Here is a 26259-nt window from a genome sequence, read left to right as displayed (position 1 = left end):
ATCGAGAAGAGCAGAAACCCGCCACGACAACAGATAGGGTGCGCGGCGGTCCGCGACAAGGGGTATTGCAGATTACTGTGTAAGACCGATCTGACGCAGCATGTCATCTGATGCAAAACGGGCGATCAGGTGTTCGATCGCCCCAACTGTTAGCGCAGACAGGCAGACCTGGGCGAAGGTGATATCAGTGAAGAGTGTCATGCGGTGGCTCCATTTAACGCTGTTGTCCCGAGTTTGATCGGAAAGTCTGACTAAATAGTGACCGAGGGGCAGTTTGTTGCGATCTTTCTTTACGTAAGCTGTCGTGAGCTAATCCAATCTGTACAGCTCTTGACCGATGTTGCTGTTTTGTTCATATGTTTGTCATGCCAATCGAATTTCCCACACCCGTTCTCATGCAAGGCCAGCTGCTTGCGCGCGGCGTGTGCCGCCATTTGCGCGAATACGACTTTGTGTCGGTCGAAGAAATGGTGCCGACGCGAGGCCTGCGGGTCGATGTCATGGGCTTGGGGCCAAAAGGCGAAATCTGGATCATCGAATGCAAGTCCTCGCGCGTCGATTTCCAAACTGATTCGAAATGGCAGGGCTATCTGCCGTGGTGCGACCGCTATTTCTGGGCTGTCGATCAGAATTTTCCGACTGAAATTCTGCCCGACGGCACAGGGCTGATCATCGCAGACGGCTTTGATGCCGAGATTTTGCGCATGGGGCCAGAGACCAAACTCAGCCCCGCCCGCAGACGCGTCATGACGCAAAAATTCGCCAGACACGCCGCAATGCGCGCACAAGCGGCACGCGATCCAAGCCTGTCTGCGCGCTACGGTCCTGCCTAGCGTTTTTTCATCATCCGTGCTGCTGCTGCCGCTGCGCGCATTTCTTCTGCAATCTCTTCCGCTTCTTCCGGTTCAAAATCCATCGGAATCTCGACGCCACCAGATTCGATGAACAATCGGACCATTCCGGCATCTGTCGGGCCGATTTGCATATTTGCTTCTACGTCGCGTTGGTCGTTGATACCCATGTTATAGGCTCCTTTTTCACTGTTGGTGCTGATCTATCCTGCCCTTTGGTCGATTGGCAAGGAAAAGGCGGGAAAGGGGTCTTGCAATCAAAACCACATGCGGCTAAATCCAACCCCGATGCCGCCTTAGCTCAGTTGGTTAGAGCACTGGTTTGTGGAACCAGGGGTCCCCCGTTCAAGCCGGGGAGGCGGTACCATCCCCCTCATTTTTCGATACCCCTCTGCGCGCCAAGCAGATAAAGAGCGCCTGACACTAGTTTTGGAGCCTCCTTATGGCCGCTGCCCTGATCGAATTTGAAATTGATGCCAATCCTGCGCCGCGCCTGGATAAAGCGTTAAGCCGTGATGTGCCCGCCGAGGCGTCATTGTCCCGTTCGCGCTTGGCAAAGCTGATCGTAGATGGCGCCGTGCAAGTGAACGGCACCATCATCACTGACCCACGTTTTCGCGTGATCGAAGGCGCACAGATCGCCGTGACGGTTGATGTGGCCGAAGAAAGCCATATTGGCGGCGAAGATATCGCGCTAGATGTGGTCTATGAGGACGACGACCTGATTGTGGTTAACAAACCCTCTGGCATGGTTGTGCATCCGGCCCCTGGCACGCCCTCTGGCACGCTGGTTAACGCGCTGATCCACCATTGTGGTGATACGTTGTCGGGTGTCGGCGGTTTAAAGCGACCGGGCATTGTCCACCGAATCGACAAAGAAACCACAGGTCTGCTGGTCGCCGCCAAATCCGACCGTGCGCACCATAGCCTCGCCAAGCAATTCGCCGATCACACCGTCGAGCGGCGCTATATCGCCATCACTTACGGCGTCCCGGAAGCCAATGATCCGCGTTTGCGCGGCATCAAAGGCACCTCGTTCGAGGCGGGCAACATTCTTAAGGTCCAGACCATGTTGGGCAGGCACCGCACCGACCGTCAACGTCAGGCTGTGTCCTTCACCGCGGGTCGCCACGCTGTGACCCGCTGCCGTGTGCTAAACCCGCTTGGGACGCCGCCTGTGGCTTGTCTGGTGGAGTGCTGGCTGGAAACAGGGCGCACCCACCAGATCCGCGTGCATATGGCGCATTGTGGCCACGCGCTGATTGGTGATCCGACCTACGGCGGCAAACGCAAAATGTCGCTCAAAGCCATCGGCGAGGCGGGTGTGACCGCCGTCGCAAGTTTCCCACGTCAAGCGTTGCACGCCGCAACTTTAGGCTTTGTACATCCGGTGACAGACGAATTTATGGAATTCGAGGCCGATCTGCCAGATGACATGATGGGCCTGCTCGCCGCTTTGGGCGCGGACGTCTGAAATAATCAATCTCATGTGCGTGAGCGCACTGTTACATCCCTTTCATTTCGACGGAACAACGTTCATATTTCGTTCAAGGTATAAGACTAAACAGACTTGAATGCAGTCTGCGCAGTCACCATATGCATGTTAAGCCCGTGAACATTGGGTTGAAGGGACGATAAAATGACAAATTTGAAAAATCTGCCAGCACCATCGCCAGAGCAAGGCCTGAACCGCTATATGCAGGAAATCCGCAAATTTCCGTTGTTAGAGCCGGAAGAGGAATACATGCTGGCGAAGCGCTGGGTCGATCACGAAGACACCAAAGCTGCGCACCAGATGGTCACGTCGCACCTGCGGTTGGCCGCAAAAATCGCCATGGGCTACCGTGGCTACGGGCTGCCGCAAGCCGAAGTGATCTCTGAGGCCAATGTGGGCTTGATGCAGGCGGTCAAGAAGTTTGACCCTGAAAAAGGCTTCCGATTGGCGACCTACGCGATGTGGTGGATCCGCGCATCTATTCAAGAATATGTGCTGCGGTCTTGGTCGATGGTCAAACTCGGCACCACGTCGGCGCAGAAAAAACTGTTCTTTAACCTGCGCAAAGCGAAAAATCGCATTGGTGCATTGGAAGAGGGCGATCTGCGCCCCGAAAACGTCCAGCGCATCGCGACCGATCTGGGCGTGACAGAGGCCGAAGTGGTATCAATGAACCGGCGCATGGCGGGCGGCGATGCCTCGTTGAATGCGATGGTCGGATCGGATGGCGATAGTGCAACGCAGTGGCAGGATTGGCTCGAGGACGACAGTGTTGATACCGCTGCCGATTATGAGGCGTCTGACGAATTGACCGCACGCCGCGAAATCATGGCCGAAGCGATGGACGTGCTGAACGACCGTGAAAAGGACATCCTTGTGCAACGGCGCTTGGCGGAAGAATCCATCACGCTTGAAGACCTCAGCGGTCAATATAATGTAAGCCGCGAACGCATCCGCCAGATCGAGGTGCGAGCGTTCGAGAAGCTACAAGAACGTATGCAAGGCCTAGCCCGCGAACGCGGTATGCTTGAAAAAGCTGACGCTTAATCACCAAAGACAGAAGGGCTCCGTTCGCGGGGCCCTTTTTGGTTACACACTATTAATATCCGGGGTTATGTGGCCGGATGAATGTAATGTGTTAGAACATAGTTGACGCTGGCAGCATCAGTTTCGAGAATGGCGTGAATACGTGCGCCCACGTCAGGGACTACCTTTTGCGGAGCGACACACTGCTTGCGTCTTAGCTAAACCTGTTCGATTTCGCCCAACGTGTGCTGGAAAATGCCGTTTAGCGCCCCGTGACAGAGCGTTGGCCGCGGCTAATCCTTGCCTGTCTGCGTTCTTTTGTGGCACACAGCTAACGATGGATATGGCATTTGACGCTGGAGGCACTGCGCATGACTGACCGCGACGATGACCACCCTTTCGAAAGCATGTGGATGCGCCTGATCTCAATGATAATTGTGGCCGTCTTGATGGGGTTCGCCCAGTCATTATTTTGGCTCATCGCGGTGATCCAGTTTGTGATCATGCTGGTTAACAAACGCGAACCCAATGAACAGCTTTCAGAACTCGGCACCACAATGGGCGTCTGGATGGCGAAATCAATCCGCTACCAAACCGCCGCGTCAGAGATAAAGCCTTGGCCGTGGACCGAGCTGGACTAAAATAACGGCATGTAAAAGGCTGCATGTGTAATCATTGGCACCCCGCGGCAACGTCATAAAAACATCGCCACGGCGTCATTCACCGATTGTTTACGCCAACCTCTGCTTGCAAGACGCTTCCGCCTCTCAGACATCGGGGCTGGCGGTCATTTCACTCTTCCATTGCTTCCAACTCGTCAATCATGCCCTCAATCATCGACAAACCCTTGTCCCAAAACTTGGGATCAGTTGCATCAAGACCAAACGGCGCGAGCAATTCTGTATGGTGCTTTGATCCGCCAGCCTTGAGCATATCAAAGTATTTTTCCTTAAAGTCAGGGTCACCCTCGGCATAAACCGCATACAGTGCGTTCACCAAGCCATCGCCAAAGGCATAGGCGTAAACGTAGAACGGCGAGTGCACAAAATGCGGGATATAGGCCCAGAACGTCGCATATCCGGGTGTATAATCAAACACGTCGCCAAGGCTCTGTGCCTGCACAGACATCCAAAGCGCATTGATATCGTCGGGCGTCAATTCACCTTGCGCACGGGCTGCGTGCAATTTGCATTCAAAATCATAGAACGCAATCTGGCGCACAACTGTGTTGATCATATCCTCAACTTTGCCCGCCAACAGAACCTTACGCTCTTGTTTGGTTTTCGCGCCTTCGAGCAGCTTTTGGAACGTTAACATCTCGCCGAACACTGACGCCGTTTCCGCCAACGTTAACGGAGTAGAGGACAACATTTCACCTTGGCCTGCCGCCAAAACCTGATGCACACCGTGGCCCAATTCATGCGCCAATGTCATCACATCGCGCGGCTTGCCTAAGTAATTCAACATCACATAGGGATGCACCGTGGTCACCGTCGGATGCGCAAACGCGCCCGGAGCCTTGCCCGGTTTCACACCCGCATCAATCCATCCATCGGTGAAAAACGGCTTGGCAAGTTCGGCCATTTTCGGCGAGAAATCCGCATAGGCATCCATGACCGTCGTCTCGGCCTCAGCCCAAGACACCACACGCGTGGTTTCCATTGGCAGCGGCGCATTGCGGTCCCATGTTTCCATACGCTCAAGTCCTAACCACTTGGCTTTTAATGCATAATAGCGGTGGGACAGACGCGGATAAGCGGCCACAACCGCATCGCGCAGCGCCTCGACAACCTCGGCCTCGACGTGGTTCGACAGGTGCCGTCCGGTCTGTGGCGTCGGCATTTTGCGCCAACGATCCTCAATTTCTTTTTCCTTGGCCAGCGTATTATGCACCCGCGCAAAGGTCTTGATATTGGCCTGAAAAACATCCGCCAAGGCATGCGTGGCCGCCTCGCGCTTGGCACGATCCTGGTCCGTCAGCAGGTTCAATGTCGCCTCAAGGTTCAGCATCTCGCCCTCAACCGCAAACTCCAACCCCGCCATGGTCTCGTCAAACAGGCGGTTCCACGCAGCTGCTCCAACCGTCGACTGGTCATGCAGAAATTTTTCCAGTTCATCGGACAATTGATGCGGCTTCATCGCGCGCATCCGGTCAAACACAGGTTTATATCGCGCCAGATCAGCGTTTTGCGCCAGCATCCCATCGAGATGCGCGTCCTCAAGACGATTGAACTCAAGGCCGTAAAACACCAGTGGCGTGGTATAGGCGGTTATTTTATCCTGCGTATCGGCCATGAACTTGGCGCGCTGACTATCCGTGGTCATCTGATAATACCGCAAACCAGCGTAGGACATGATGCGCCCTGCGGTAATATCGATCGCCTCATAACGGTGAACGGCCGCCAAAAGCCCGGCTGCGTCAAGACTGGCCAGCTTGCCCTCGAAATCAGCGGCAAACTCGGCGCAAGCAGTTTCCAACCACTCCATGTCGTGGATCAACGCGGGGCTGTCGTCGCCGGTGTAAAGGTCGTCGAGGTTCCATTCCGGCAAATCGCCAAAAGGGGTCGCACCTTTGGTATGGGCGTCGAAAACTGGTTTTTTGCTGCGCATTATATCACCTATTTGAATGTCTTTTCAGCAATATAGGTACGCAACCCGCAGTTTAGAAGCGCAAAGGCATGCGATTAGCGGTGTTTGTCGAACAGTCCCGTGATCTGGTCGAAAACCTGTGTGCGTATTGGCGGCTTTTCTAAAATGACCTCGTGGCGCGCCCCGTTGATCATCTGCAAGGTGCCATTTGGCCACTTGGCCATGCGTGTGCGGATCGCGTCAGCCACCACAATCGACTCGTCACTGCCTAGAAATGTTACGCAAGGCAGGTTTGGCGAGGGTGCCCGCGCAAGTTCACGCATTTCACGCAGCGATTCGTTTAACCAGCGCAGGGACGGACCGCCAAGAATGAAATCAGGCTGCGCGGTCACATGGTGTTGCATTACCTTGAACGTGTCGGGGTCCGTGGTCAGGGCGTTGTCCGCAAACGCAGTGCTCAACACATATGCCCCGTTGTTTTGACCAGGCGCCATCAGGTGCGCAAACCCCAAAATGCCCGCAGCCCACGACATAGTCCATGCCAGTGGGCGCATCACTGGCGACATCGCAATGCCCCACATTGGCGCAGAAAATGCAGCGGCTTTCACCGGCAAACCGTCCAAAAGCGCGCGCAATCCGATACAACCGCCCATCGAATGCGCCAAAAGGTAGTAAGGTTCGGGCAACCCCAACATCCTCACATGGGCCAACATTGCGGCCACATCTTTTTGATAATCTTTAAAGTCAGCCACGTCACCAATGGTGCGTATGGCGTTGGTGCGCGCCGACATGCCTTGCCCGCGCCAGTCGATTGCCACTGTGGCATAGCCCCGCGCCAGAAACTCCGCCGCCGCAGGTCCGTATTTTTCGATGTATTCGGTCCGTCCCGGGAATAACAGGATTGTGCCTTTCACATCGGCACCTGTCCAATGAGCAACGCGGATATTTAGCCCGTCAGATGTCGTGACCCAGTGAGCCACGCCACCTGCCGGACCCTGCGCGAGATCCTCAAAGAAAGGTGCATTTTCCATAGCTTAGGACAACACTCCGGCGAGCTTCATCGCCTGTCCCATGTCGCCATCGACCTTTAGTTTGCCGGTCATAAACGCCGTTGTCGGGTTCTGATCGCCTTCAAGAATTGCCTGAAATGTCTCGGCGGATGCCGATAGTGTTACGTCTGCATCGTCGTCGCCCGCGCGTGCGCCGTCGGCGTCAATAATGATCGACCCTTCACCTTCAATTTCGAACTTTGCCAAACCGTCAAAGCCGGCACCGCCCATTTTTCCGTTCAATGCCGCAACGGCTCCTGTGATGATTTCGCTCATTTTATTTCCTTCGTTTTCAATGTTGGCCGCAACGCCTCTGGTATCGGTGGATTGTTACGCTACATTAGCAGTATGGACATGCGTAGGCCCCACTTCAAATATATCGTTACGGCACTTGTTATGTCGCTTGGTGCAGGAATGCCCGTGCAAGCGGCGGATTTGGATGATCTTTATGCAGAGTTGTCACAAGCCGCGCCCGAAGAACAACCCAGAATCGCTGATCAGATCAAAACAGAGTGGGAAAAAAGCGGCTCTGCCAGTCTTGATTTGCTTTTGCGCCGTGGCGAGGACGCGCTGGAGGTCGGCAATGTCGAGGCGGCGCTTGACCATTTTTCCGCGCTGATCGACCACGCGCCGGACTTTAGCGAGGCCTACAACGGCCGTGCCACCGCTTATTTTCTGTTGGGAATGATCGGACCCGCATTGGATGATCTGCGTGAACTATTGGTACAAAACCCGCGTCACTTTGCAGGTATGCGCGGCATCGGGATTATCCTTGAGGACTTGGGTCGTCCAGCAGATGCATTGGAAGTTTACCGTGCCGTTCTCGAAATCTACCCTGATTTTCAAGGTGTTGTAGAGACGGTTGACCGGTTGGAATTAGAATTGGAAGGTCAGGCAATCTGATTGTCTGACCCGCATTGCGGGACGTATCATGTTAAACTCCCGTGTCACGGCCGTTTTGGGGCCGACAAATACTGGCAAAACCCACTATGCGATCGAGCGGATGCTGGCGCACCGTTCGGGCGTGATCGGCCTGCCATTGCGGTTGCTGGCCCGCGAAGTCTACGACCGCATTGTTGCGATCAAAGGGCCCGGCGTGGTCGCGATGATCACCGGCGAAGAGCGGATTGTGCCGCCGCGCGCGGCCTATTGGGTCTGCACGGTCGAGGCGATGCCTCAGGGGCTTGGCGCCGACTTTCTAGCGGTCGACGAAATCCAGCTTTGCAATGACGCAGAGCGCGGCCATGTGTTCACCGATCGGCTTTTGAACGCCCGCGGGCTCCATGAGACTCTGTTTATGGGGGCTGCCACCATGCACAACGCCATCGCCGCGTTGGTGCCCAATGTGCAATTCATCTACCGCGAACGTATGTCGGACCTCACCTATTCGGGGTCGAAAAAACTAAGCCGGATGCCCGCAAGATCGGCAATTGTCGGGTTTTCAGTTGAAAATTGCTACGCCATCGCAGAACTGCTGCGGCGTCAAAAAGGCGGTGCTGCGGTGGTCATGGGCGCACTTTCGCCGCGTACCCGCAACGCGCAGGTCGAAATGTATCAAAACGGCGACGTCGACTATCTGGTTGCCACCGATGCCATCGGCATGGGGCTTAACCTCGACATCTCACACGTCGCGTTTTCCAGCCTGACAAAATTCGACGGCCACCGGATGCGGCATCTGATGCCGGACGAATTGGCGCAAATCGCCGGACGGGCAGGGCGGTTCAAACAAAACGGCACCTTTGGTGTCACCGGCGAAGCACCGCCGCTTGATGACGAGGTCGCGCAGGCCATCTGTGATCACCGGTTCCAGCCGATCCAGAAACTACAATGGCGTAATTCCAAGCTGCAATTCGGCTCGATCAAACGCCTGATCAACACGCTGGAAGACCGCACCGATGACCGCTGGCTGACCCGCGTTCGCGAAAGTGACGATCTGGCGGCCCTCAAAACGCTCGGCGCCGACGAGATTATCGCCGCAAGGGCCAACGACGGCCCGTCGGTCAAACTCTTGTGGGATGTGTGCCGAATCCCCGACTTTCGTGGCATCAGCAGGGGCGAACATGCGGGGCTTTTGACGCAAATCTTTACCGATTTGCATCAGGACGGGCATATCGGCGCCAACTGGTTCGGCCTACAAGTGCGTAAAATCGATAGAATTGATGGTGATATTGATGCATTGTCGAAAAGGTTGGCATATATCCGCACATGGACATACGTTGCACAGCGCAAAGGCTGGCTGCGCGACGAAAGCCATTGGCGCGACGAGACGCGTGCAGTAGAAGACCGATTGTCAGATGCGCTTCACGGCGCACTGACCCAACGATTTGTGGACCGGCGTACCAGCATTCTGCTGCGGCGGCTCAAACAGAAGGAGAGCCTTTTGGCCGACGTAAATGACAAGGGTGAAGTCACCGTAAGCGGTGAATTCGTAGGCAAGCTTTCGGGCTTCCGGTTTAACATGGATAAAGCGGGGAGCCCCGATGAAGCGAAAACGCTGCGTCAGGCCTCTGCGGCTGCACTTGTGCCGCATTTCCACCTGATGGCGGACCGTTTTTATAACGCGCCCGATCCGGAACTTGATTTCACAGAGCAGGGTGGCCTGATGTGGGGCGACGCGGCTGTCGGCAAACTGGTGTCCGGTGCTGATCCGTTCAAGCCATCCGTCGTGGCGTTTGTGGACGACGAAGCAGGCGACGAGGTCGCGGCAAAAGTGACGCGCCGCTTGCAACACTTCATCGACCGCAAAATCGCCGCAGCGTTCGATCCTCTGCTCGCGTTGAAAAACGACGAGACCCTTGTGGGTGCGGCCAAAGGCTTTGCATTCCGCATGGGTGAGGGATTCGGCATTCTACCGCGCGGTGACGTCGCCGACGAAGTGAAAGCCCTTGATCAAGATGCACGTGGCGCTTTGCGCAAACACGGCATACGCTTTGGCCAATTTACCATCTTTATGCCGCTGTTGCTCAAGCCTGCACCAACCCGTCTGCGCCTTGTGCTGTGGTCGCTGTCCAAAAACCTAGGCGAATTTCCCGAAAGTCCGCCCCCTGGTCTGGTGACATTGCCTGCGTCAAAAGATGCGGTCGCGGGTTATTATGCGATGTCGGGCTACCGCGCCGCTGGTACGCGCGCGATCCGGATCGACATGCTGGAACGCTTGGCCGACATGCTGCGCGACAAAGACAGCCGTGGCGGTTTTGAAGCCAACGCCGATATGCTGTCGATTACGGGCATGACGCTGGAACAGTTTGCCGATCTTATGACAGGGCTCGGCTATAAAGCCGAAAAAGCCGAACGTGCAAAGGTCAAAACCGTCACCGAGGTGATGCCAAACGCCGAAAAAGACGTCGCACCCGATACGCCTGTGATGGACGTGGCAGCGCAGGAACCTGCGGGCGGTGTGATCTTTGCCCCTGTGCCTGACGCCGCTGCTGACACACCTTCGGGCGTGGCTGACATCTTGGACGAGGGCATCGCGCCAATCGCGTCCGAACCTGCGCACAGTGGCCACGTTGACGATCATATCCCCGATGTGGCGGAAAACGAAACGCCGATTGGGACAGCGCCCGATGCAACGATCGCAGGTCCCGACATGGAAGTGTTTTATACATTTACATGGGCTGGCCGTGCTGCACGCGAAAATGTGCGTCCTAAACGCGACAACGCCAAACCCAAGGGCAAAGGCAAGCCACGCGGCGCCGCGCAAAAGGGTGGCGATGAGCGGCAGAAGTTTAGCGCCAAACCAAAAGTCGAAAAGAAAATCGACCCCGACAATCCCTTTGCGGCGGCTTTGGCTGGATTCAATAAGGGTTGAACACAGCGCGCGAGACAATCCGCCTCGATAAATGGCTCTGGCAAGCGCGGTTTTTCAAATCGCGCTCGCTGGCCGCCGGGGTGATCACAGGCGGCAAAGTGCGCATGGACGGCCAACCCGTGATGAAGCCCGCGCGCGCCGTTGGCGCAGGCGATGTGCTCACCTTCACCCAAGAAAAAAACATACGCATCGTGAAGGTTCTGGCGCTCGGTACGCGGCGTGGTCCCGCCCCCGAAGCCCAAGCGCTCTATGAGGACATGTCACCCGAAAAGGTACATGTTCCGAAAAATCCGCGATACGAGGGAAAAGGACGCCCCACAAAGAAGGACAGGCGGGACATGGTGTCTCATCCCGCACATGGCGACCCTTTCACGCTTGAATGAGAGACGCGATTGTCCTAGCTAGGCCGTGACAAATACCGGATGAGCCCATGACATATATCGTCAACGACAATTGTATCGCCTGCAAATACACCGATTGTGTAGAAGTTTGCCCCGTGGATTGCTTCTACGAGGGCGAAAACATGCTGGTGATCCACCCTGATGAATGCATCGACTGCGGTGTGTGCGAACCGGAATGTCCGGCAGACGCAATTCGTCCGGACACCGAGCCGGATATGGAAAAATGGGTGGAATTCAACCGCAAGTATTCCGAGATGTGGCCGGTCATCATTACCAAAAAAGACCAGCTGCCCGACGCAGAGGAAATGGACGGCAAAACCGGTAAAATCGACCTGTTTTCCGAGAAGCCAGGCGAAGGCGGCTGATTCGGCCAGACTTTGAAAAATCCTATGTTTATAAGGAAAAGCGCAGTAAAACTGGGCGCTTTTTTTAGACCTGAATTTGTGGTATAGTCAGATCAATGCCACAGAATATTTGACCAGCTGAAACACCCGAAATTGACCGACGGAAACGCATGTGTTCCCGTTGGCTATTTTGCCTCTGTCACTGGTCCGTCACCGAAAGGACACAACATGACTAAGAAGAAAAACGACTTTAGCCCGAACGAATTTGTCGTCTACCCTGCGCACGGTGTGGGCAAAATCGTGTCGATCGAAACCCAAGAAGTTGCGGGCTTCGAGCTGGAAATGTTTGTGATCGCCTTTGTAAAAGACAAAATGACCCTGCGCGTTCCGACGCACAAGGCGACAGACGTTGGCATGCGCGCGCTTGCGACACCTGACGTTGTGTCTCACGCGATGAAAACCCTGCGCGGTAAAGCCAAGGTTAAAAAAGCGATGTGGTCCCGCCGTGCGCAGGAATACGAGCAGAAAATTAACTCGGGCGATCTGGTCGCAATTGCCGAAGTTGTGCGTGACCTGCACCGTCAGGACGACCAGCGCGAGCAAAGTTACTCCGAGCGTCAGCTTTATGAAGCAGCACTTGAACGCCTGACCCGCGAAATCGCCGTGGTAGCAGGTAATGACGAAAACGCAGCTGCAGCCGAGATCACTTCGGTCCTCGTTGGCCGCGCCGCTTAAGTTTTTCTAGAGAATTAGATTAAAAAAGCCCCGCGCAATCACTTGCGCGGGGCTTTTTAATATTTCGACAAAAATTGGCCTATAGCGCGCGCCAGCCAATATCGGTGCGATAGAATCCGCCGTCCCAATCAATGCGCTTTGCAGTCGCATAGGCCCGATCTCGTGCCTCGGGCAGGCTGTCGCCCCGCGCGGTAACAGCCAAAACGCGCCCGCCGACAGCGACAATACCCGCACCCTTCATCGCCGTGCCCGCATGAAACACCATATTCATGCTATCTTCAGGCAACAGATCCAGTCCTTTGATCACAGAGCCTTTTTCGTAAGCGGCAGGATAGCCATTCGCGGCCATCACAATCGTAATCGCGTGATCATCCGCCCAATTGACCGTCACCTCATCCAACCGATGCTGGGCACAAGCCTGCAACAGGTCCAACACCTGACCGCCCAAACGCATCATCAATGTCTGACACTCAGGATCGCCAAAACGTACATTATATTCTACCAATCGCGGCTGCCCGTCCTTGATCATCAGTCCGACAAACAACACCCCTTCAAACGGGGTGCCGCGTTTGGCCATCTCGTCCATGCAAGGTTGAATAATCTCGTCAATCGCCTTTTGCGTCACGGCATCCGTCATCACTGGGGCAGGGGAGTACGCCCCCATACCACCGGTATTTGGCCCCGTATCACCATCCCCAACACGCTTATGATCCTGCGCCGTCCCGACCGGCAGCACAGTTTTTCCGTCACAGAGTACAAAGAATGACGCCTCCTCGCCCTCCATGAACTCCTCGATCACAACCTCTGCGCCGGCTTCGCCAAACGAGCCGTCAAACATGTCGTCAATCGCGGCCAGAGCCTCGGCTTCTGTCATGGCAACAATCACGCCTTTGCCCGCCGCCAGTCCGTCCGCCTTGACGACAATCGGCGCGCCTGTGCTGCGAATATACGCTCGCGCCGCATCCGCGTCGGTGAAATGCCCATAGGCAGAGGTTGGCGCGCCAGACGCATCGCAAATCGCTTTTGTGAACGATTTTGACGCTTCCAGTAGCGCCGCGGCCTTCGACGGACCAAAAACTAACAGCCCTGCATCGCGCAACCTGTCAGCGACACCCACCGCCAAGGGCGCTTCAGGCCCGATTATCACAAAATCAATCGCGTTTTCTTCGGCAAAACTGGCCACCAGATCACCATCCAGAATATCGAGATCCGCACAATCACATAGCCGCTCGATGCCCGCATTTCCCGGCGCCACAATCAACTTGTCGCACTTGGGATTCTGCTGAATGGCCCAGGCCAGACTATGCTCGCGCCCGCCGCTCCCTAAAATGAGGATATTCATCGTGTTCTCCCGCTTGGCCTTTGGTTGCAAGCGTTCTAAGGTCGCATCAACCTGACCACAAGGGCGGACCATGGACCTTTTTGACGAACCACAAGCCACCAACACCCCCGAGTTCACGGTTTCCGAACTCACCGGATCGGTGAAAAAAACCCTTGAAGGCACATTCGGGCGCGTGCGCGTGCGCGGCGAAGTAGGGCGCGTCATGGTCGCGCGTTCGGGACACATCTATTACGACATCAAAGACGACAAAAACGTGATCGCCTGCACCACGTGGAAGGGCCAGGTCGAAGGCCTCAGCGTGCTTCCCGAAGAGGGTCTAGAGGTCATCATCACCGGCAAACTTTCTACATTTGGCGCGCAGTCGAAATACAACATCAATGTCGATTCCATCGAAGTCGCAGGCGCAGGCGCGTTGATGGCGATGTTAGAGAAACGTAAAAAGGCCCTCGCCGCAGAAGGGCTCTTTGACCCTGCGCGCAAACAGCCAATACCCTACCTGCCCGAAATCATCGGCGTCGTAACCTCGCCCACCGGGGCAGTGATCCGCGACATTCTGCACCGTTTGCGCGACCGTTTTCCGCGCAAGGTGCTGGTTTGGCCTGTCGCTGTGCAAGGCAAAATGTGCGCCCCAGAAGTCGCCAACGCGATCCGTGGCTTTAACGCCATGACACCGGGCGGCGCGCTACCGCGTCCTGACCTGATCATCGTGGCGCGCGGCGGTGGTTCGATGGAAGACCTCTGGGGCTTCAACGAAGAAATTGTCGCCCGCGCCGCAGCCGCATCGACCATCCCGCTGATCTCTGCCGTAGGCCACGAAACCGACACCACCCTGATCGATTTCGTCTCCGACATGCGCGCCCCGACCCCCACGGCGGCCGCCGAATTGGCCGTGCCTGTGCGTCTGGAATTATTGGCATGGGTCGATCAACAAGGCGCGCGCCTTAGCCGCTCGCTCACCAACTCACTCACCCAACGCGGCCAACGTCTACGCGACCTCTCGCGCGCTTTACCTAATAAAGACAGCCTATTGGACGGCCCCCGCCAGCGCCTAGATATCTGGGGTGACCGCCTGCCTATCGCCCTACAAACCGGCATCTCGCAAAAGCGCCTACACCTTTCTGAGAACGCAGGCGCGCTTCGACCTGCCGTTTTGCGCAGCAGGCTAGCTGCCGACAGACAGCGTTTGTTGATGCTTTCGGCGCGGTTAAGTGTGGATGCGATCACCCGCGATATGGCCCGCAAATCCGAAAAACTGGACACCGTTATGCGGCGGTTGTCGGACCGCGCGCGCAGCCAACAAGACGCCCGACAGGCGCGTCTGTCATCCCTGATACGCCTCAGCGAAACTTTGGGGTATGAAGAAACTTTGAAGCGGGGATACGCCGTCGTTCGAGCCGATGATGTCGTGGTGACAAATACCTCAGGGCTTAAAGGTGCAAAAGCCATTGAAATTCAATTTGCAGACGGGCGCGTCAAACTCCCTTAACTGCTCAAATCCGGCCCCGGACAAATCAACGGTTCACCACTGTCCAACGCCTCGTAAAGCATCGACATATCAGGGCGGTTCATAAACACCGCGCGCAATCCGTTCGGTTCGTCATAAAATTTCCAGCACTTCGGTTCTGGGTCAAAATCATAGCGAAAACAGATACTTCCTTTGCTTTCATACCAAACACCATTGCTGCACTCGCCATCCAAAAACGACCAAACCACACGCCGATTAGGCTGATATTGCTCAATCCCGTAAGCCGTCTCTGCCGCGACCCCAAAGGTCAGAGTTTTGCCTTGGGTATAAGCATCAAACTCCACCGCCGACATGGCATCTTCGGCAAGGGCCGGGCTGGCAAGCAAGATGAATACTAAAAACCGCATGGGCTAATCGTTGCAAACTCCCCTCGCTTTGACCAGTCACTTTGCAGTCATCACGCCCATTTTGCCGCCAACGGATCCATCACCCGCCGCCATTGCCGTGGAAACAACGCAAGCGTCGCCATCACCGGCAAAGATCGCGGCAACATCGGGCTGCCGTCAGGAATAATCAAGGTATCATAGGAACGCTGCGGATGGGCATGGTGGTCGGAATGACGCGGCGCATTCAACATGGCAGCAGACGAAAACCAATGCGGACTGTTCCAACTATGCCGCACTCCGACAGGCTCGGGCTTGCCGTCCACAACCCTGCGCATCAGCCCGTAATGCTGTACATAATCCGACAACAACAATTGCGAGGTCGCGAAGCCGGCCAGCGCAATGTAAATCACCGCGCCCTTGAGACCGCCAATCAGCGCAAAAAATGTAATAAACCCAAGAGCACCGAGGATATAGGTAACATAAGGATGGCGATACCGTGGTGCACCAATACGGGTCTGCCGTTCACTTTCCGCTGCCAACCCTTTACGAAACGACCCGCGCCACGCCCGCCAGACAAAGCGATAATAACTCTCGCCCCTGCGCGAGGTCGACGGATCCTGACGGGTCGCCACAAGCCTGTGATGGATCAGCACATGCGCCGAGGTGTGATGCCCGTTTAACACCGAAATATAAATCCATTTGCCCAAGCCACGCATGAACTGCCCGCCGCGATGAATCAATTCATGGGCATTCGAATTGCTGACCTGCCCCATGAAAAGCCCCGCCGCAACAAACAATCCCAGCTTCGCAAGTATTCCAAGCGGCTGATTGGCAAGCGCATTCACCACCAAAACCAGTACCGCAAAATGCATCACGCCCAACACCACTGACAAGCGCGCAGCCACAGGAAATTCGGCCTCGGGCGTGGGCGGCGTGATGTTATGCACGATTTCATCCAGCGCAGCGGTGAACACACTCAAAAAAACCAACGCTGCAAGGACCCACCACCCGCCATAAATCGCCGCCAATCCTAGCAGGGCAACAGGCGTCAACGTCACCGCGCAAAATAGGCGCATGGGGGTCAAAATCTTGAACATCTTACCATTATAACAGCCAATTGGCGCAACGTCATGCGGGCAATCAGCAATGATTTGTTTCCAATTTGAACCATTCGCGCGCTAGTATCCGCTCAGGGAGGCGGCTGCATGGACCTAATAACTTTGTCAGGCCTGACCCTCTGCGCGACAGCGTTGCTATGCGCCGTGATGTTCGGGCTCTTTTATTGCAATACACCGCCAAGCTTTGCCAAAATAACTTTGAAAACGCTCTCGACCAGCCTACTGGCGCTGGCCTCGGTTGTCTTTGGCGGCCCGCTGACGTTGACCCTCGCCTTAGCATTGGGCGCGCTGGGGGATTTTATGCTCGCACGCGGCACCTCGCGCGCATTCCTGCTAGGCCTGATCAGCTTTGCGCTGGCCCATCTGGCCTATGCCGGACTGACTTTCCTGATCTGGCAAGGCGGCGATTTATGGCTGGTACATGCGACATTGATCGTCTTTGGCGGGCTAATGGCACGAATCCTTTACCCCAAAACCGGCGCATTACGCTGGCCCGTGATGATCTACATCGCGATTATTGTGGTCATGGGGATAGCCGCATTTGGCACACAACGTCCGGTTTTGATTGTTGCTGCACTGCTTTTTATGCTCTCGGATGCACTTCTGTCCGGCTCATTATTCGTGCTGGCCAAAGACGCAAAATGGCAAAGATTCGCGCCTTATGCGGTCTGGAGCACATATTGGACCGCGCAATTCTTGTTTCTCTACGGGTTTCTAACGCTTTAACTGGCCAAACCCTTCCCTCCGCGTGCAATGGGGATTAGGTGGGATAGAAGCAAAATACCAAAGGCGTTGCACATGTCGTTTTTCAAAAAGCTCAAGGACCGGATGACACGGTCGTCCGCCAAGATTGACGAAGGTCTGGATGCGATTGTCAGTGCAGGAGATGCGGACCCGGCTGATGCCGCTGTTGACGACGATGCGGAGGTGCTCGCGCCCGTTATTCCAGAGCCAGAGCCAGAGCCAGAGCCAGAGCCAGAGCCCGAAACCGAACCGGTGCGTGAGGCGATTATTGCGCCGATCACCACGCTTGGCCCATCACCGCTGGACGAACAGGAAAACGCGGCACCTGCGGAAAAGGCGGGTATCCTTGGCCGCCTGATTGGTCGCAAAGCTGAGGACACAGTGGTGCGCCGCGCGCTTGACGACACCATGCTGGAGCAGTTGGAAGAACTGCTGATCTCGACCGATATGGGTGTGGAAACCGCGCTGCGTGTGACTGCAAACATGGCAGAAGGGCGCATGGGCAAGAAAATTTCCGCGCGCGAACTCAAGGAATTGATGGCACAGGAAGTGGCGCGGATCATGGAACCCGTCGCCCGCCCGATGCCGCTTTACGCCAAAAAGCCGCAAGTCGTTTTGGTCGTGGGCGTGAATGGCTCTGGCAAAACCACAACCATCGGTAAACTTGCCAGCCAGTTCAAAGCCGCTGGCAAATCCGTTGTGATTGCAGCAGGCGACACCTTCCGCGCCGCCGCCGTCGAGCAGTTGCAAGTCTGGGGCGAGCGCGCTGGCGTGCCGGTTCTCACCGCGCCTGAAGGGTCTGATCCCGCCAGTCTCGCATTTGACGCGATGGAAAAAGCACACCGCGACGGGGCCGATTTGCTGATGATCGACACCGCAGGGCGGCTGCATAACCGCGCCGACCTGATGGAAGAGTTGTCCAAAATCGTGCGGGTCATCCGCAAAAAAGACCCCGACGCGCCGCACAATACGCTGCTGGTTCTCGACGCAACCACGGGGCAAAACGCGCTGCAACAAGTCAAGGTGTTCCAAGAGCTTGCCGATGTGTCCGGTCTTGTCATGACCAAACTCGACGGCACGGCCAAGGGTGGTGTTCTGGTCGCACTCGCCGATAAATTCGGCCTGCCAATCCACGCGATTGGCGTGGGCGAACAAATCGACGATCTGGCCCCGTTTGACCCCGAGGACTTCGCAAAAGCGCTTGTCGGTCTCGAGACCTGACAATGGGCGAATGGCTGGTTGCGCTTGCAGGCACCCCCGAGGGTGCGCGGCTTGCTACCATGCTGGCGCTGCTTTCCGCCGTTGCCCATGCGGTTTTCGGCGCGCTGCAAAAAGGGCGGCATGACCCCTGGCTGACGCGCGGCGCGATTGACGGCTGGCTGGCCGTGATCTCTGCACCTGTCGCACTGTTCCTCGTGCCTTGGCCCTCGGCTATCACCGTCGGCATGCTCGCGGGGGCATTTGTGATCCATTTTATCTATAAATATACCATGGCCGCCGCCTATGAAAAAGCAGCTTATACAGTGGTTTACCCCGTTGTGCGCGGCACTGGGCCGATTGTGACAGTGCTGGCCGCAACGGTCTTTTTCAACGAGCATTTCACCGCGGTGCAATGGCTCGGCGTCGCATTTCTCTCGGGCGGCATTCTCCTGTTGGCTCTGCGTAACTTGTCCGAAGAAGCCATCGATCTGCCGGCCTTGAAAAACGGTCTGGCATGGGCTGTCGCCGGCGGTATCATGGTCGCGATCTACACGATTTGGGATGCACAAGGCATGCGCTCTAGCGTCAATCCTTTCACATTCCTCGCGTGGTTTTTCTTTATCACAGCACTCGACTTTCCCATTCTGGCGGTGCTTCGCTATCGCCGCATGAATACAAAACCCGCACTCGGCCCATTGATGTGGCGTGGTTTTGCAGGTGCTTGGATCGGATGGATTAGTTTCGGCGGCATCATGATTGCGACACGTCTGGACAACGTCGGCGAAGCCGCGGTGCTGCGCGAAACCTCCACCGTCTTTGCGGCGCTCATCGGCTGGTTCATCTTAGGCGAAAAAGTGGGCCCGCGCCGCCTGTTTTTGATGGCATTGGTTGCACTTGGCGCCGTGATCGTTGAAATGGGCGGATAAGGGAGACTGACATGAACGAAAAAGAGATTAATCCAATCCTGAAACAGGTGTTGGAACTTGGCCCGACGCTGCTGTTTTTCCTGATCTATTTACGGATCAAGGATGATACATTCACGGTCGCAGGCACTGACTATAGTGGCTTTATCGTCGCGACACTGGTGTTTGTGCCAATATTGTTAATCTCGATGGCCGCCCTGTGGCATCTGACAGGCAAGCTAAGCCGGATGCAGGTTTTCACGGCCTTTATGGTTATCTTCTTTGGCGGCCTGACCGCATGGTTCAACGACGAGCGGTTTTTCAAAATGAAAACCAGTATCGTCTACGGCTGCTTTACCGTTATTCTGGGCATCGGTCTTTTGCGCGGAAAAAGCTATTTGCGCTACATCATGGAAGACTTCTTACCGATGCAAGACGCAGGCTGGATGATTCTTACACGTAGATTAACCGCAATGTTCGCCGCCCTTGCTGTTGCCAACGAATTGATCTGGCGCACACAGTCGACCGAACTTTGGGTCAAACTTGAAACATTTGCGTTCCCCGCAGCATTATTCTTATTCTTATGGCTGCAAATCGTCGGGCTGCAAAAGTACCTGATAGATCCTGAACAACCCTAACGCATCTCTGAATACCCGCTAGAGTTGTGGCGCACGCTTGCGCCATGACTACCAGCGCGCTGGCGCAACATATCAACCTGCGCCACCGTCAGATGTGGCCGGAACGTGATGCCGCATCGACCCCGCATCGCCCATTGCACAATCCCGTCCGCATGGCTGTTCAAAAACCGCATCCGCACCGGGTCGCCACGTTGTAGCGCGTCACCGATCGTCATCAGCACACCTGTCTCATTCACATCATTGACCACCGCTTTTACATTGCCCGCAGGCGTTGCCAAAGCAACGGGAAATTCAGTCCGGTAACGGTGCGGTCGAAACTTCATTATTTGGCTCCTTTGTTCAATCGGTTCCAGATAACCGCATCACATTTAACAAACCCCTAAAATTCCATTTTTAGCTTTCTTGACCTGATCACCTTGCAGGCGTATTCACCTCACGTGGCGATTTGTTACCGGATTGCGGGCCACGTTAAATATTCCGCTAAAGAGGGGTGAGTGCATATTTGCCTCGATACCTCGGTGTCGGGGTTTTTTATTGCCTTGCGGGGCGCAGGAGAAGAACATGAGCAACTGGAGCAAACGCACCAAAGCAGTCCACGCAGGCACACGCCGCAGCCAATACGGCGAAGTGTCCGAAGCGATTTTTGCGACCCAAGGATTCGTTTACAAATCCGCAGAAGACGCCGAACAGAGATTCATCCAAGCGGGCGCCGACGAGTTCATCTACGCGCGCTATGGCAACCCGACCGTGCGCATGTTCGAAGACCGCATCGCCGCGCTTTTGGGCTATGAAGACTGCTTTGCCTGCACGTCTGGCATGGCCGCCGTTGCCGGTGCGCTGACTGCTCTGACTAAATCAGGCGACCACATCGTCTCAAGCCGCGCTTTGTTCGGCTCATGCCTTTACGTCCTCGAAGAGGTGCTGGGCCGCTTTGGCGTTGAAATCACGCTGGTCGACGGCATGGACAACGCCGCGTGGGACGCAGCCATCCGACCCGACACAACGCTGGTGTTTTTCGAGAGTATCTCGAACCCGACCCTAGAGGTGGTCGACATGCGCCACGTCGTCAAAGCGGCCCATGCGGTCGGCGCGCTGGTTCTGGTCGACGACGCAATGGCCACGCCTGTCTATTCTTACGCGCAAGCCTGTGGCGCTGATCTGGCGCTGGTCTCGACCACCAAACATGTGGACGGGCAGGGGCGTCTCTTGGGCGGCGCAATCGCTGGCTCCAAAGAACTGATCCGTGGCCCAATCGAGACCTACATGAAACACACAGGTGGTGCGATGAACCCGTTCACCGCTTGGACCCATCTGAAATCGCTGGAAACAATGGACCTGCGTGTCCGCGCGCAATCCGCTGCCGCCTTGCAAGTGGCCGAAGCGCTCAACGGCCATCCGAAACTGACCGCCGTGCGCTACCCGACCCACCCCTCACATCCGCAGCACGCTCTCGCGACATCCCAATCAGAAAGCGCTGGCACCGTGCTGGCATTCGAGGTCGCAGGCGGGCGCGAGGCTTGTTTCAAATTCATCAATGCACTGGAAATCTTCACGATTTCAAACAATTTCGCCGATGCCAAATCCATCGTGACCCATCCGGCAACCACCACCCACCAGCGCCTGCCACAAGACCAAAAAGACACGCTTGGCATCTCTATGGGCCTGATCCGGCTGTCCGTCGGCCTTGAAGATCCCGCAGATTTGATTGCTGATTTGCTTGGCGCGCTTGATAAGATCTAGGCAAACAGCCACCATCCCCCCCAAGGAGACGCAGCCATGACTGATCTACGGGCCACTTTGTCACGTATCTATTACGAAAACATTGGTAAACGCGATGCAATGCCCCATGTAAAACAGGGCGACGCACCGCGTGGGGAACAAGATATGAATATCCATTCACCTAACATCGACCGTGAACCTAATCGCGCAGAGGCAGAAGCGGCCTTGGCCCTGCTGCGCCGTTGGGCAGCCGACGTGACCCCCGAAGAGGTCTCAACCCTAGACCCGCTTGTCAGCCGCTTGATCCCCGGACAGGAGGTGAGTAATTATCCCGCCCTCGCACGGGCCTACCCTGATGCGTTCGAGGTTGACGACGCCTACAAAGCCTCAATGCCAGACCTGCAAAACGGACCCTCCAGCCTGATAAAGGGCGTCAAGCAGCAGATCCAGCACGTTGGCATCTCCAACTTTCGCCTGCCGATCCGGTTTCACACCCGCGATGGCGCGGACGTCCAGCTTGAAACATCCGTGACCGGCACCGTTAGCCTAGAGGCTGGTAAAAAAGGCATCAACATGTCGCGCATCATGCGCACATTCTACAAACATTCCGAGGAAACCTTCAGCTTTGCCGTGATAGAGCAGGCATTGGACGCTTATAAAACTGACCTCGACAGCTTTGACGCCCGCATCCAGATGCGGTTCTCTTTCCCGATAAAGGTGCAAAGCCTGCGGTCGGGGCTTTCGGGATATCAATATTACGATATCGCGCTGGAATTGGTCGAAACCGCAGGGGTGCGACGTAAAATCGTGCATCTCGACTACGTGTATTCCAGCACATGCCCGTGCTCGCTGGAACTGTCGGAACATGCACGGCAATTTCGGGGGCAACTGGCAACACCTCATAGCCAACGGTCCGTGGCGCGCATATCGCTGGTGGTTGAAGATAACCAACCTGTGTTGTGGTTCGAAGACGTTATCGACCATGCACGCACTGCTGTGCCAACCGAAACCCAAGTCATGGTAAAACGCGAAGACGAGCAGGCCTTTGCCGAACTCAACGCCGCCAATCCGATCTTTGTCGAAGACGCCGCACGGCTCTTTTCAGAACGGTTGCTGGTCGATCCGCGCATCGGCGATTTTCGCGTGCTGGCCAGCCACCAAGAAAGCCTGCACAGCCACGACGCGGTCTCTGTCATGACTGAAGGCCCCACGTTTGACGCCGCCTCAATCGACCCGCGTCTGTTCCAGACGCTTTTCCATACAGGATAACCTGTCGGCTTCTTGACATGGCCGCTTAGGCAGGACAACGGTACGAAATGCTTGATTTCCGGCCTGTGGGCTACGTCATTGGATTGCTTATCGCGTCGCTTGGGATCACCATGCTGGCACCCTTGGCGGCTGACCTGCACCAAGGGAACGGTCACTGGCCGGTCTTTATGCAAAGCGCGATTATCACCATCCTCACCGGCGGGCTGATTGCAGGGGCCTGTGCCAACGGCGTCAGCGCAGGGCTCTCGCTGCGACAGACCTTTCTTCTGACCTCGCTCGTCTGGTTGACCTTGCCGCTGTTCGGCGCGATCCCCTTTGTCATCGGGGCGACCAACGCTGGGCTGACAGACGCCTACTTCGAGGCGATGTCAGGACTTACAACCACCGGTGCGACTGTCTTTACCGGACTAGAGGCGCTACCCGCAGGAATGCTGCTTTGGCGCGGCACATTGCAATGGCTTGGCGGTATCGGGATCATTGTGGTCGCGATGGTCTTCCTGCCCGAACTGCGGGTCGGCGGCATGCAGATATTCCGCACTGAAGGTTTCGAGACCAGCGGAAAAATTCTGCCGCGCGCCGGGGCAATCGCAGGTCATATTTTCGTGATTTATCTTGGCCTGACCGTGACTTGTGCGATGATTTACGCAGCACTGGAGATGTCCTTCTTTGATGCGATGGTGCACGCGATGACCACGGTTTCTACCGGCGGTATGGCCAATAGTGACGCCTCGTTTGCAGACTACGGAGCGGCTGTGCACTACACTGCGGCGATCTTTATGATCCTCGCAGCACTGCCGTTTGTGCGCTACGTGCAACTGCTCGCAGGCACCGCCAAACCACTGCTCGCAGACACCCAAATCCACGCGTTCTTTGCGATCGTCGGCACCTGCGTCCTGCTGATCGCGGCATGGCTCTGGGGGCGCGAAGGTGCCGTGACCGAAGTGGGCCTGCGCGAATCCCTGTTCAACGTGACCTCGATCATTTCCGGCACAGGCTATTCCAGCGCCGACTATATGACATGGGGAACCTTTCCCGTGGTGATGTTTTTCTTCCTCGGGCTGATCGGCGGCTGCGCTGGATCCACCGCCTGCTCGGTCAAAGTGTTCCGCTACCAACTGCTACTGGCGTCGATTAAAAGCCAGATCCGCAAGATCCACTCGCCGCATGGCATCTTTACACCGCGCTATCAGGGACGTCCGATCTCTGATGACGTGCTAAGTTCGGTGATGGCCTTCTTTGTGGCTTTCCTTCTGACCCTCGGCGTCACCGCAACCCTGCTCAGCATGACCGGTCTGGACTTCATCACGTCAGTGTCAGGCGCGGCCACAGCAATCGCCAATATCGGGCCGGGGCTTGGTTCGGAAATCGGACCGGCAGGCAACTTTGCAGGACTGAACGACCCTGCAAAATGGATTTTAGCCGCAGCCATGTTTATTGGCCGCTTAGAGATGATGGCCGTTCTGGTCATTTTCACCCGTCAATTCTGGAGATCATAAATGTCATCACGTCCCCTAGGCGCTCAAATTTCCCACATGCTCAAAGAACGCGGCATCGAGGTGATCTTCGGTATTCCCGGCGTGCATAACCAGGAAATGTATCGCGGCATCGAAGAGGCAGGGCTGCAGCACGTCCTCGCACGGCACGAACAAGGTGCGGGCTTTATGGCCGACGGTTACGCACGCGCCACCGGACGGGCAGGGGTCTGTTACGTTATCACTGGACCGGGACTGTGTAACATCATGACACCCATGGGGCAGGCCTATAGCGATTCTGTGCCGATGCTGGTGCTCTCGTCATGCTTGGACGAGACCGCGGCAAAACGCGGGCAATTGCACCAGATGAAAGACCAGCAAGGGGCCGCCGCCACCGTCTGCGACTGGTCGGAAACCGCAACCACTGATGCAGCCGCCTTTCACCTGATCGACCGCGCGCTTTATGAATTCGAAAGCAAACGCAAACGGCCCAAATCGATTACCCTGCCGATTGCCCTGCTGGAAAGCATCAGCAGTTCGCCGCTGCCACCCGCCCCACCTGCCGTGGCTTTGCCTGACCCGCTCGCCAGCCAGATCGTCGACCTCGCTGAAATGATCCGCGAGGCACGCCGCCCGTTGTTCATCTTTGGCGGCGGGGCCGCACATATCGACTTTGCCGGCGACGTGATGGGTGAATGGGGGGCGGCCAGCCTGACCACCTACGCAGGGCGCGGATTAGTCTCGGACGGCGATCCGCTCCATTTTGGGGCCTGCCTTGCACGGGCCTCTAGCGCCGACATCATCGCCACCGCGGATCTGGTCGTGGTCTTCGGCTCGGAACTCTCCGAGGTGGATCTGTGGCGCGATCAGCTCGGACATCAAAGTGACATGGTCCGCATCGACATCGACCCGTCTGTGTTATGCGACCGGCACAACGCCGACCATACGATCCTCGCGGACAGCTTTGCCGTGCTCGATCAACTCTCTGAAATACTGGAAGGCAAACTCGACACCGACTGGACCCCTGAAGAAGTGGCAAGTGCCCGCAAAAAATGGCGGAGCGAGGTCGAGGCCGAACGTCCGGGCATTCTCGCCGTTGCCGACACGTTACGCGCGGCATTGCCCGCCGACACGATGATCTTTTCCGACATGACGCAATTTGCCTATGCCGCTAAAGAAGCATGGCCCATGGACCGGCCCGCGCATTGGCACCACCCCTACGGATTCGGAACCTTGGGCTACGCGCTGCCCGCAGCCATCGGCGGTAAAATCGGCATGGGCGACGCGCCTGTCATCGCCATCGCAGGCGACTACGGGTTCCAATACTCCCTGCAGGAATTGATGGTCGCGGTCGAATTGGAACTTACCCTGCCGATCATCATCTGGGACAACGGCAAGCTCGGTGAAATCGAGGACGGCATGATCCGCGCCCAAATCGCCCCCAATGCCGTGGTGCAAAAGAACCCCGATTTCGTGAAACTTGCTGACGCTTACGGCGCTGCCGCCTTAGCCCCGAAATCCCTCGCCGAGCTGCACACCGCGATCCACAAGGCGCTCACCACCAAAGGGCCAACCCTGATCCATGTCACCGCCGACATCTGCTAAACTCAAGGCGAGATCCTCTTGACCCCATGGCCGGACGTATATCCGGCCATGGGGAACTTATGCGCTCCCACGCTCTAAAGCGGTCAAAAATCAGATAG

At 56.3% G+C, this 26259-nt stretch carries 27 protein-coding genes, 1 tRNA gene and 1 riboswitch; of the genes, 19 read left to right on the top strand and 9 right to left on the bottom strand.

Annotated features, from left to right (window positions below; translation table 11 throughout):
* Positions 1-72: 72 nt before the first annotated feature.
* Positions 73-201: a hypothetical protein gene (locus ACXLHR_RS08370; protein ID WP_458791009.1), complete on the bottom strand. Its 129-nt coding sequence runs from the start codon at positions 199-201 to the stop codon at positions 73-75.
* 155 nt (positions 202-356) lie between these two features.
* Between ACXLHR_RS08370 and ACXLHR_RS08365 the strand changes: the two genes are divergently transcribed.
* A complete protein-coding gene (locus ACXLHR_RS08365) occupies positions 357-833 on the top strand; it encodes an MmcB family DNA repair protein (protein WP_458791008.1) in 477 nt (158 codons plus the stop codon).
* Here ACXLHR_RS08365 and ACXLHR_RS08360 read toward each other — a convergent pair.
* Positions 830-1021 carry a DUF6324 family protein gene (locus tag ACXLHR_RS08360; protein WP_458791007.1) on the bottom strand — a complete coding sequence of 64 codons (192 nt, stop codon included), beginning with the start codon at positions 1019-1021 and terminating at the stop codon, positions 830-832. The two genes, ACXLHR_RS08365 and ACXLHR_RS08360, sit on opposite strands and share 4 nt — an antisense overlap.
* 120 nt (positions 1022-1141) lie before the next feature.
* On the opposite strand from ACXLHR_RS08360, the gene ACXLHR_RS08355 reads away from it, so the two are divergent.
* From ACXLHR_RS08355 to ACXLHR_RS08340, 4 genes are all read left to right on the top strand, one after another.
* Positions 1142-1218 (top strand) — tRNA-His (locus ACXLHR_RS08355).
* Positions 1219-1293: 75 nt separating this feature from the next.
* Positions 1294-2325: an RluA family pseudouridine synthase gene (locus tag ACXLHR_RS08350; RefSeq protein ID WP_458791006.1), complete on the top strand. Its 1032-nt coding sequence runs from the start codon at positions 1294-1296 to the stop codon at positions 2323-2325.
* 165 nt (positions 2326-2490) lie between these two features.
* Positions 2491-3393: an RNA polymerase sigma factor RpoH gene (rpoH, locus tag ACXLHR_RS08345; protein WP_458791005.1), complete on the top strand. Its 903-nt coding sequence runs from the start codon at positions 2491-2493 to the stop codon at positions 3391-3393.
* 350 nt (positions 3394-3743) lie between these two features.
* On the top strand, positions 3744-4013 hold the full coding sequence (locus tag ACXLHR_RS08340; protein WP_458791004.1) for a DUF4389 domain-containing protein: 270 nt from the start codon (positions 3744-3746) through the stop codon (positions 4011-4013).
* Between the two features lie 151 nt (positions 4014-4164).
* Here ACXLHR_RS08340 and ACXLHR_RS08335 read toward each other — a convergent pair whose 3' ends face one another.
* The 3 genes from ACXLHR_RS08335 to ACXLHR_RS08325 all read right to left on the bottom strand — a co-directional run bounded on the left by ACXLHR_RS08335 (position 4165) and on the right by ACXLHR_RS08325 (position 7286).
* Positions 4165-5982 carry a M3 family oligoendopeptidase gene (locus ACXLHR_RS08335; RefSeq protein ID WP_458791003.1) on the bottom strand — a complete coding sequence of 606 codons (1818 nt, stop codon included), beginning with the start codon at positions 5980-5982 and terminating at the stop codon, positions 4165-4167.
* A 74-nt stretch (positions 5983-6056) separates the two neighbouring features.
* A complete protein-coding gene (locus tag ACXLHR_RS08330) occupies positions 6057-6992 on the bottom strand; it encodes an alpha/beta hydrolase (RefSeq protein WP_458791002.1) in 936 nt (311 codons plus the stop codon).
* Between the two features lie 3 nt (positions 6993-6995).
* On the bottom strand, positions 6996-7286 hold the full coding sequence (locus ACXLHR_RS08325; protein WP_458791001.1) for an SCP2 sterol-binding domain-containing protein: 291 nt from the start codon (positions 7284-7286) through the stop codon (positions 6996-6998).
* 78 nt (positions 7287-7364) lie between these two features.
* Here ACXLHR_RS08325 and ACXLHR_RS08320 point away from each other — a divergent pair, with 78 nt between their 5' ends.
* The 5 genes from ACXLHR_RS08320 (at position 7365) to ACXLHR_RS08300 (ending at position 12301) form a co-directional block, all read left to right on the top strand.
* Positions 7365-7913, top strand: coding sequence for a tetratricopeptide repeat protein (locus ACXLHR_RS08320; RefSeq protein WP_458791000.1), 549 nt, complete (start codon positions 7365-7367; stop codon positions 7911-7913).
* A 28-nt stretch (positions 7914-7941) separates the two neighbouring features.
* Positions 7942-10821: a helicase-related protein gene (locus ACXLHR_RS08315; protein WP_458790999.1), complete on the top strand. Its 2880-nt coding sequence runs from the start codon at positions 7942-7944 to the stop codon at positions 10819-10821.
* Positions 10818-11204 carry an RNA-binding S4 domain-containing protein gene (locus ACXLHR_RS08310; RefSeq protein WP_458790998.1) on the top strand — a complete coding sequence of 129 codons (387 nt, stop codon included), beginning with the start codon at positions 10818-10820 and terminating at the stop codon, positions 11202-11204. Before ACXLHR_RS08315 ends, ACXLHR_RS08310 begins: the two co-directional genes overlap by 4 nt.
* A 47-nt stretch (positions 11205-11251) precedes the next feature.
* Positions 11252-11587, top strand: a complete 336-nt coding sequence (gene fdxA / locus ACXLHR_RS08305; RefSeq protein WP_458790997.1) for a ferredoxin FdxA — start codon at positions 11252-11254, stop codon at positions 11585-11587.
* A gap of 207 nt (positions 11588-11794) precedes the next feature.
* On the top strand, positions 11795-12301 hold the full coding sequence (locus ACXLHR_RS08300) for a CarD family transcriptional regulator (RefSeq protein ID WP_458790996.1): 507 nt from the start codon (positions 11795-11797) through the stop codon (positions 12299-12301).
* Positions 12302-12380: 79 nt separating this feature from the next.
* Here the strand turns inward: ACXLHR_RS08300 and purD are convergent, their stop codons facing one another.
* Positions 12381-13643: a phosphoribosylamine--glycine ligase gene (purD, locus tag ACXLHR_RS08295; protein ID WP_458790995.1), complete on the bottom strand. Its 1263-nt coding sequence runs from the start codon at positions 13641-13643 to the stop codon at positions 12381-12383.
* A 70-nt stretch (positions 13644-13713) separates the two neighbouring features.
* Between purD and xseA the strand changes: the two genes are divergently transcribed.
* Complete coding sequence (gene xseA, locus ACXLHR_RS08290) at positions 13714-15129, top strand: exodeoxyribonuclease VII large subunit (RefSeq protein WP_458790994.1); 1416 nt, start codon at positions 13714-13716, stop codon at positions 15127-15129.
* On the opposite strand, the gene ACXLHR_RS08285 is transcribed toward xseA, so the two are convergent.
* Together ACXLHR_RS08285 and ACXLHR_RS08280 are read right to left on the bottom strand one after the other, a co-directional pair.
* Positions 15126-15515: a hypothetical protein gene (locus ACXLHR_RS08285; protein ID WP_458790993.1), complete on the bottom strand. Its 390-nt coding sequence runs from the start codon at positions 15513-15515 to the stop codon at positions 15126-15128. The genes xseA and ACXLHR_RS08285 overlap by 4 nt on opposite strands.
* 50 nt (positions 15516-15565) lie before the next feature.
* A complete protein-coding gene (locus ACXLHR_RS08280) occupies positions 15566-16570 on the bottom strand; it encodes an alkane 1-monooxygenase (protein ID WP_458790992.1) in 1005 nt (334 codons plus the stop codon).
* A gap of 129 nt (positions 16571-16699) precedes the next feature.
* On the opposite strand from ACXLHR_RS08280, the gene ACXLHR_RS08275 reads away from it, so the two are divergent.
* The 4 genes from ACXLHR_RS08275 to ACXLHR_RS08260 all read left to right on the top strand — a co-directional run bounded on the left by ACXLHR_RS08275 (position 16700) and on the right by ACXLHR_RS08260 (position 20096).
* Positions 16700-17338, top strand: coding sequence for a lysoplasmalogenase family protein (locus ACXLHR_RS08275; RefSeq protein ID WP_458790991.1), 639 nt, complete (start codon positions 16700-16702; stop codon positions 17336-17338).
* Between the two features lie 72 nt (positions 17339-17410).
* Positions 17411-18577: a signal recognition particle-docking protein FtsY gene (ftsY, locus tag ACXLHR_RS08270; RefSeq protein WP_458790990.1), complete on the top strand. Its 1167-nt coding sequence runs from the start codon at positions 17411-17413 to the stop codon at positions 18575-18577.
* A 2-nt stretch (positions 18578-18579) separates the two neighbouring features.
* A complete protein-coding gene (locus tag ACXLHR_RS08265; protein WP_458790989.1) occupies positions 18580-19482 on the top strand; it encodes an EamA family transporter in 903 nt (300 codons plus the stop codon).
* Between the two features lie 11 nt (positions 19483-19493).
* Complete coding sequence (locus ACXLHR_RS08260; RefSeq protein ID WP_458790988.1) at positions 19494-20096, top strand: inner membrane-spanning protein YciB; 603 nt, start codon at positions 19494-19496, stop codon at positions 20094-20096.
* Here ACXLHR_RS08260 and ACXLHR_RS08255 read toward each other — a convergent pair.
* A complete protein-coding gene (locus tag ACXLHR_RS08255; RefSeq protein ID WP_458790987.1) occupies positions 20093-20419 on the bottom strand; it encodes a PilZ domain-containing protein in 327 nt (108 codons plus the stop codon). The two genes, ACXLHR_RS08260 and ACXLHR_RS08255, sit on opposite strands and share 4 nt — an antisense overlap.
* 104 nt (positions 20420-20523) lie before the next feature.
* A riboswitch (SAM riboswitch) is annotated at positions 20524-20601 on the top strand.
* Between the two features lie 56 nt (positions 20602-20657).
* On the opposite strand from ACXLHR_RS08255, the gene ACXLHR_RS08250 reads away from it, so the two are divergent.
* The 4 genes from ACXLHR_RS08250 to ACXLHR_RS08235 all read left to right on the top strand — a co-directional run bounded on the left by ACXLHR_RS08250 (position 20658) and on the right by ACXLHR_RS08235 (position 26161).
* Positions 20658-21836 (top strand): trans-sulfuration enzyme family protein, encoded by a 1179-nt coding sequence (locus ACXLHR_RS08250; RefSeq protein ID WP_458790986.1) that lies wholly within the window; start codon positions 20658-20660, stop codon positions 21834-21836.
* 144 nt (positions 21837-21980) lie between these two features.
* Positions 21981-23084, top strand: coding sequence for a GTP cyclohydrolase FolE2 (gene folE2, locus ACXLHR_RS08245; RefSeq protein WP_458792506.1), 1104 nt, complete (start codon positions 21981-21983; stop codon positions 23082-23084).
* A 47-nt stretch (positions 23085-23131) separates the two neighbouring features.
* Entirely contained in the window at positions 23132-24580 is a 1449-nt protein-coding gene (locus tag ACXLHR_RS08240) for a TrkH family potassium uptake protein (RefSeq protein WP_458790985.1), read from the top strand.
* Positions 24581-26161 carry a thiamine pyrophosphate-binding protein gene (locus tag ACXLHR_RS08235; RefSeq protein ID WP_458790984.1) on the top strand — a complete coding sequence of 527 codons (1581 nt, stop codon included), beginning with the start codon at positions 24581-24583 and terminating at the stop codon, positions 26159-26161.
* Positions 26162-26259 lie beyond the last annotated feature (98 nt).

The sequence above is a fragment of the Yoonia sp. MH D7 genome, from assembly GCF_054439475.1.
The sequence above is the reverse complement of the archived record's forward strand: the minus strand, read 5'-3'. Positions and strand labels throughout refer to the sequence as shown.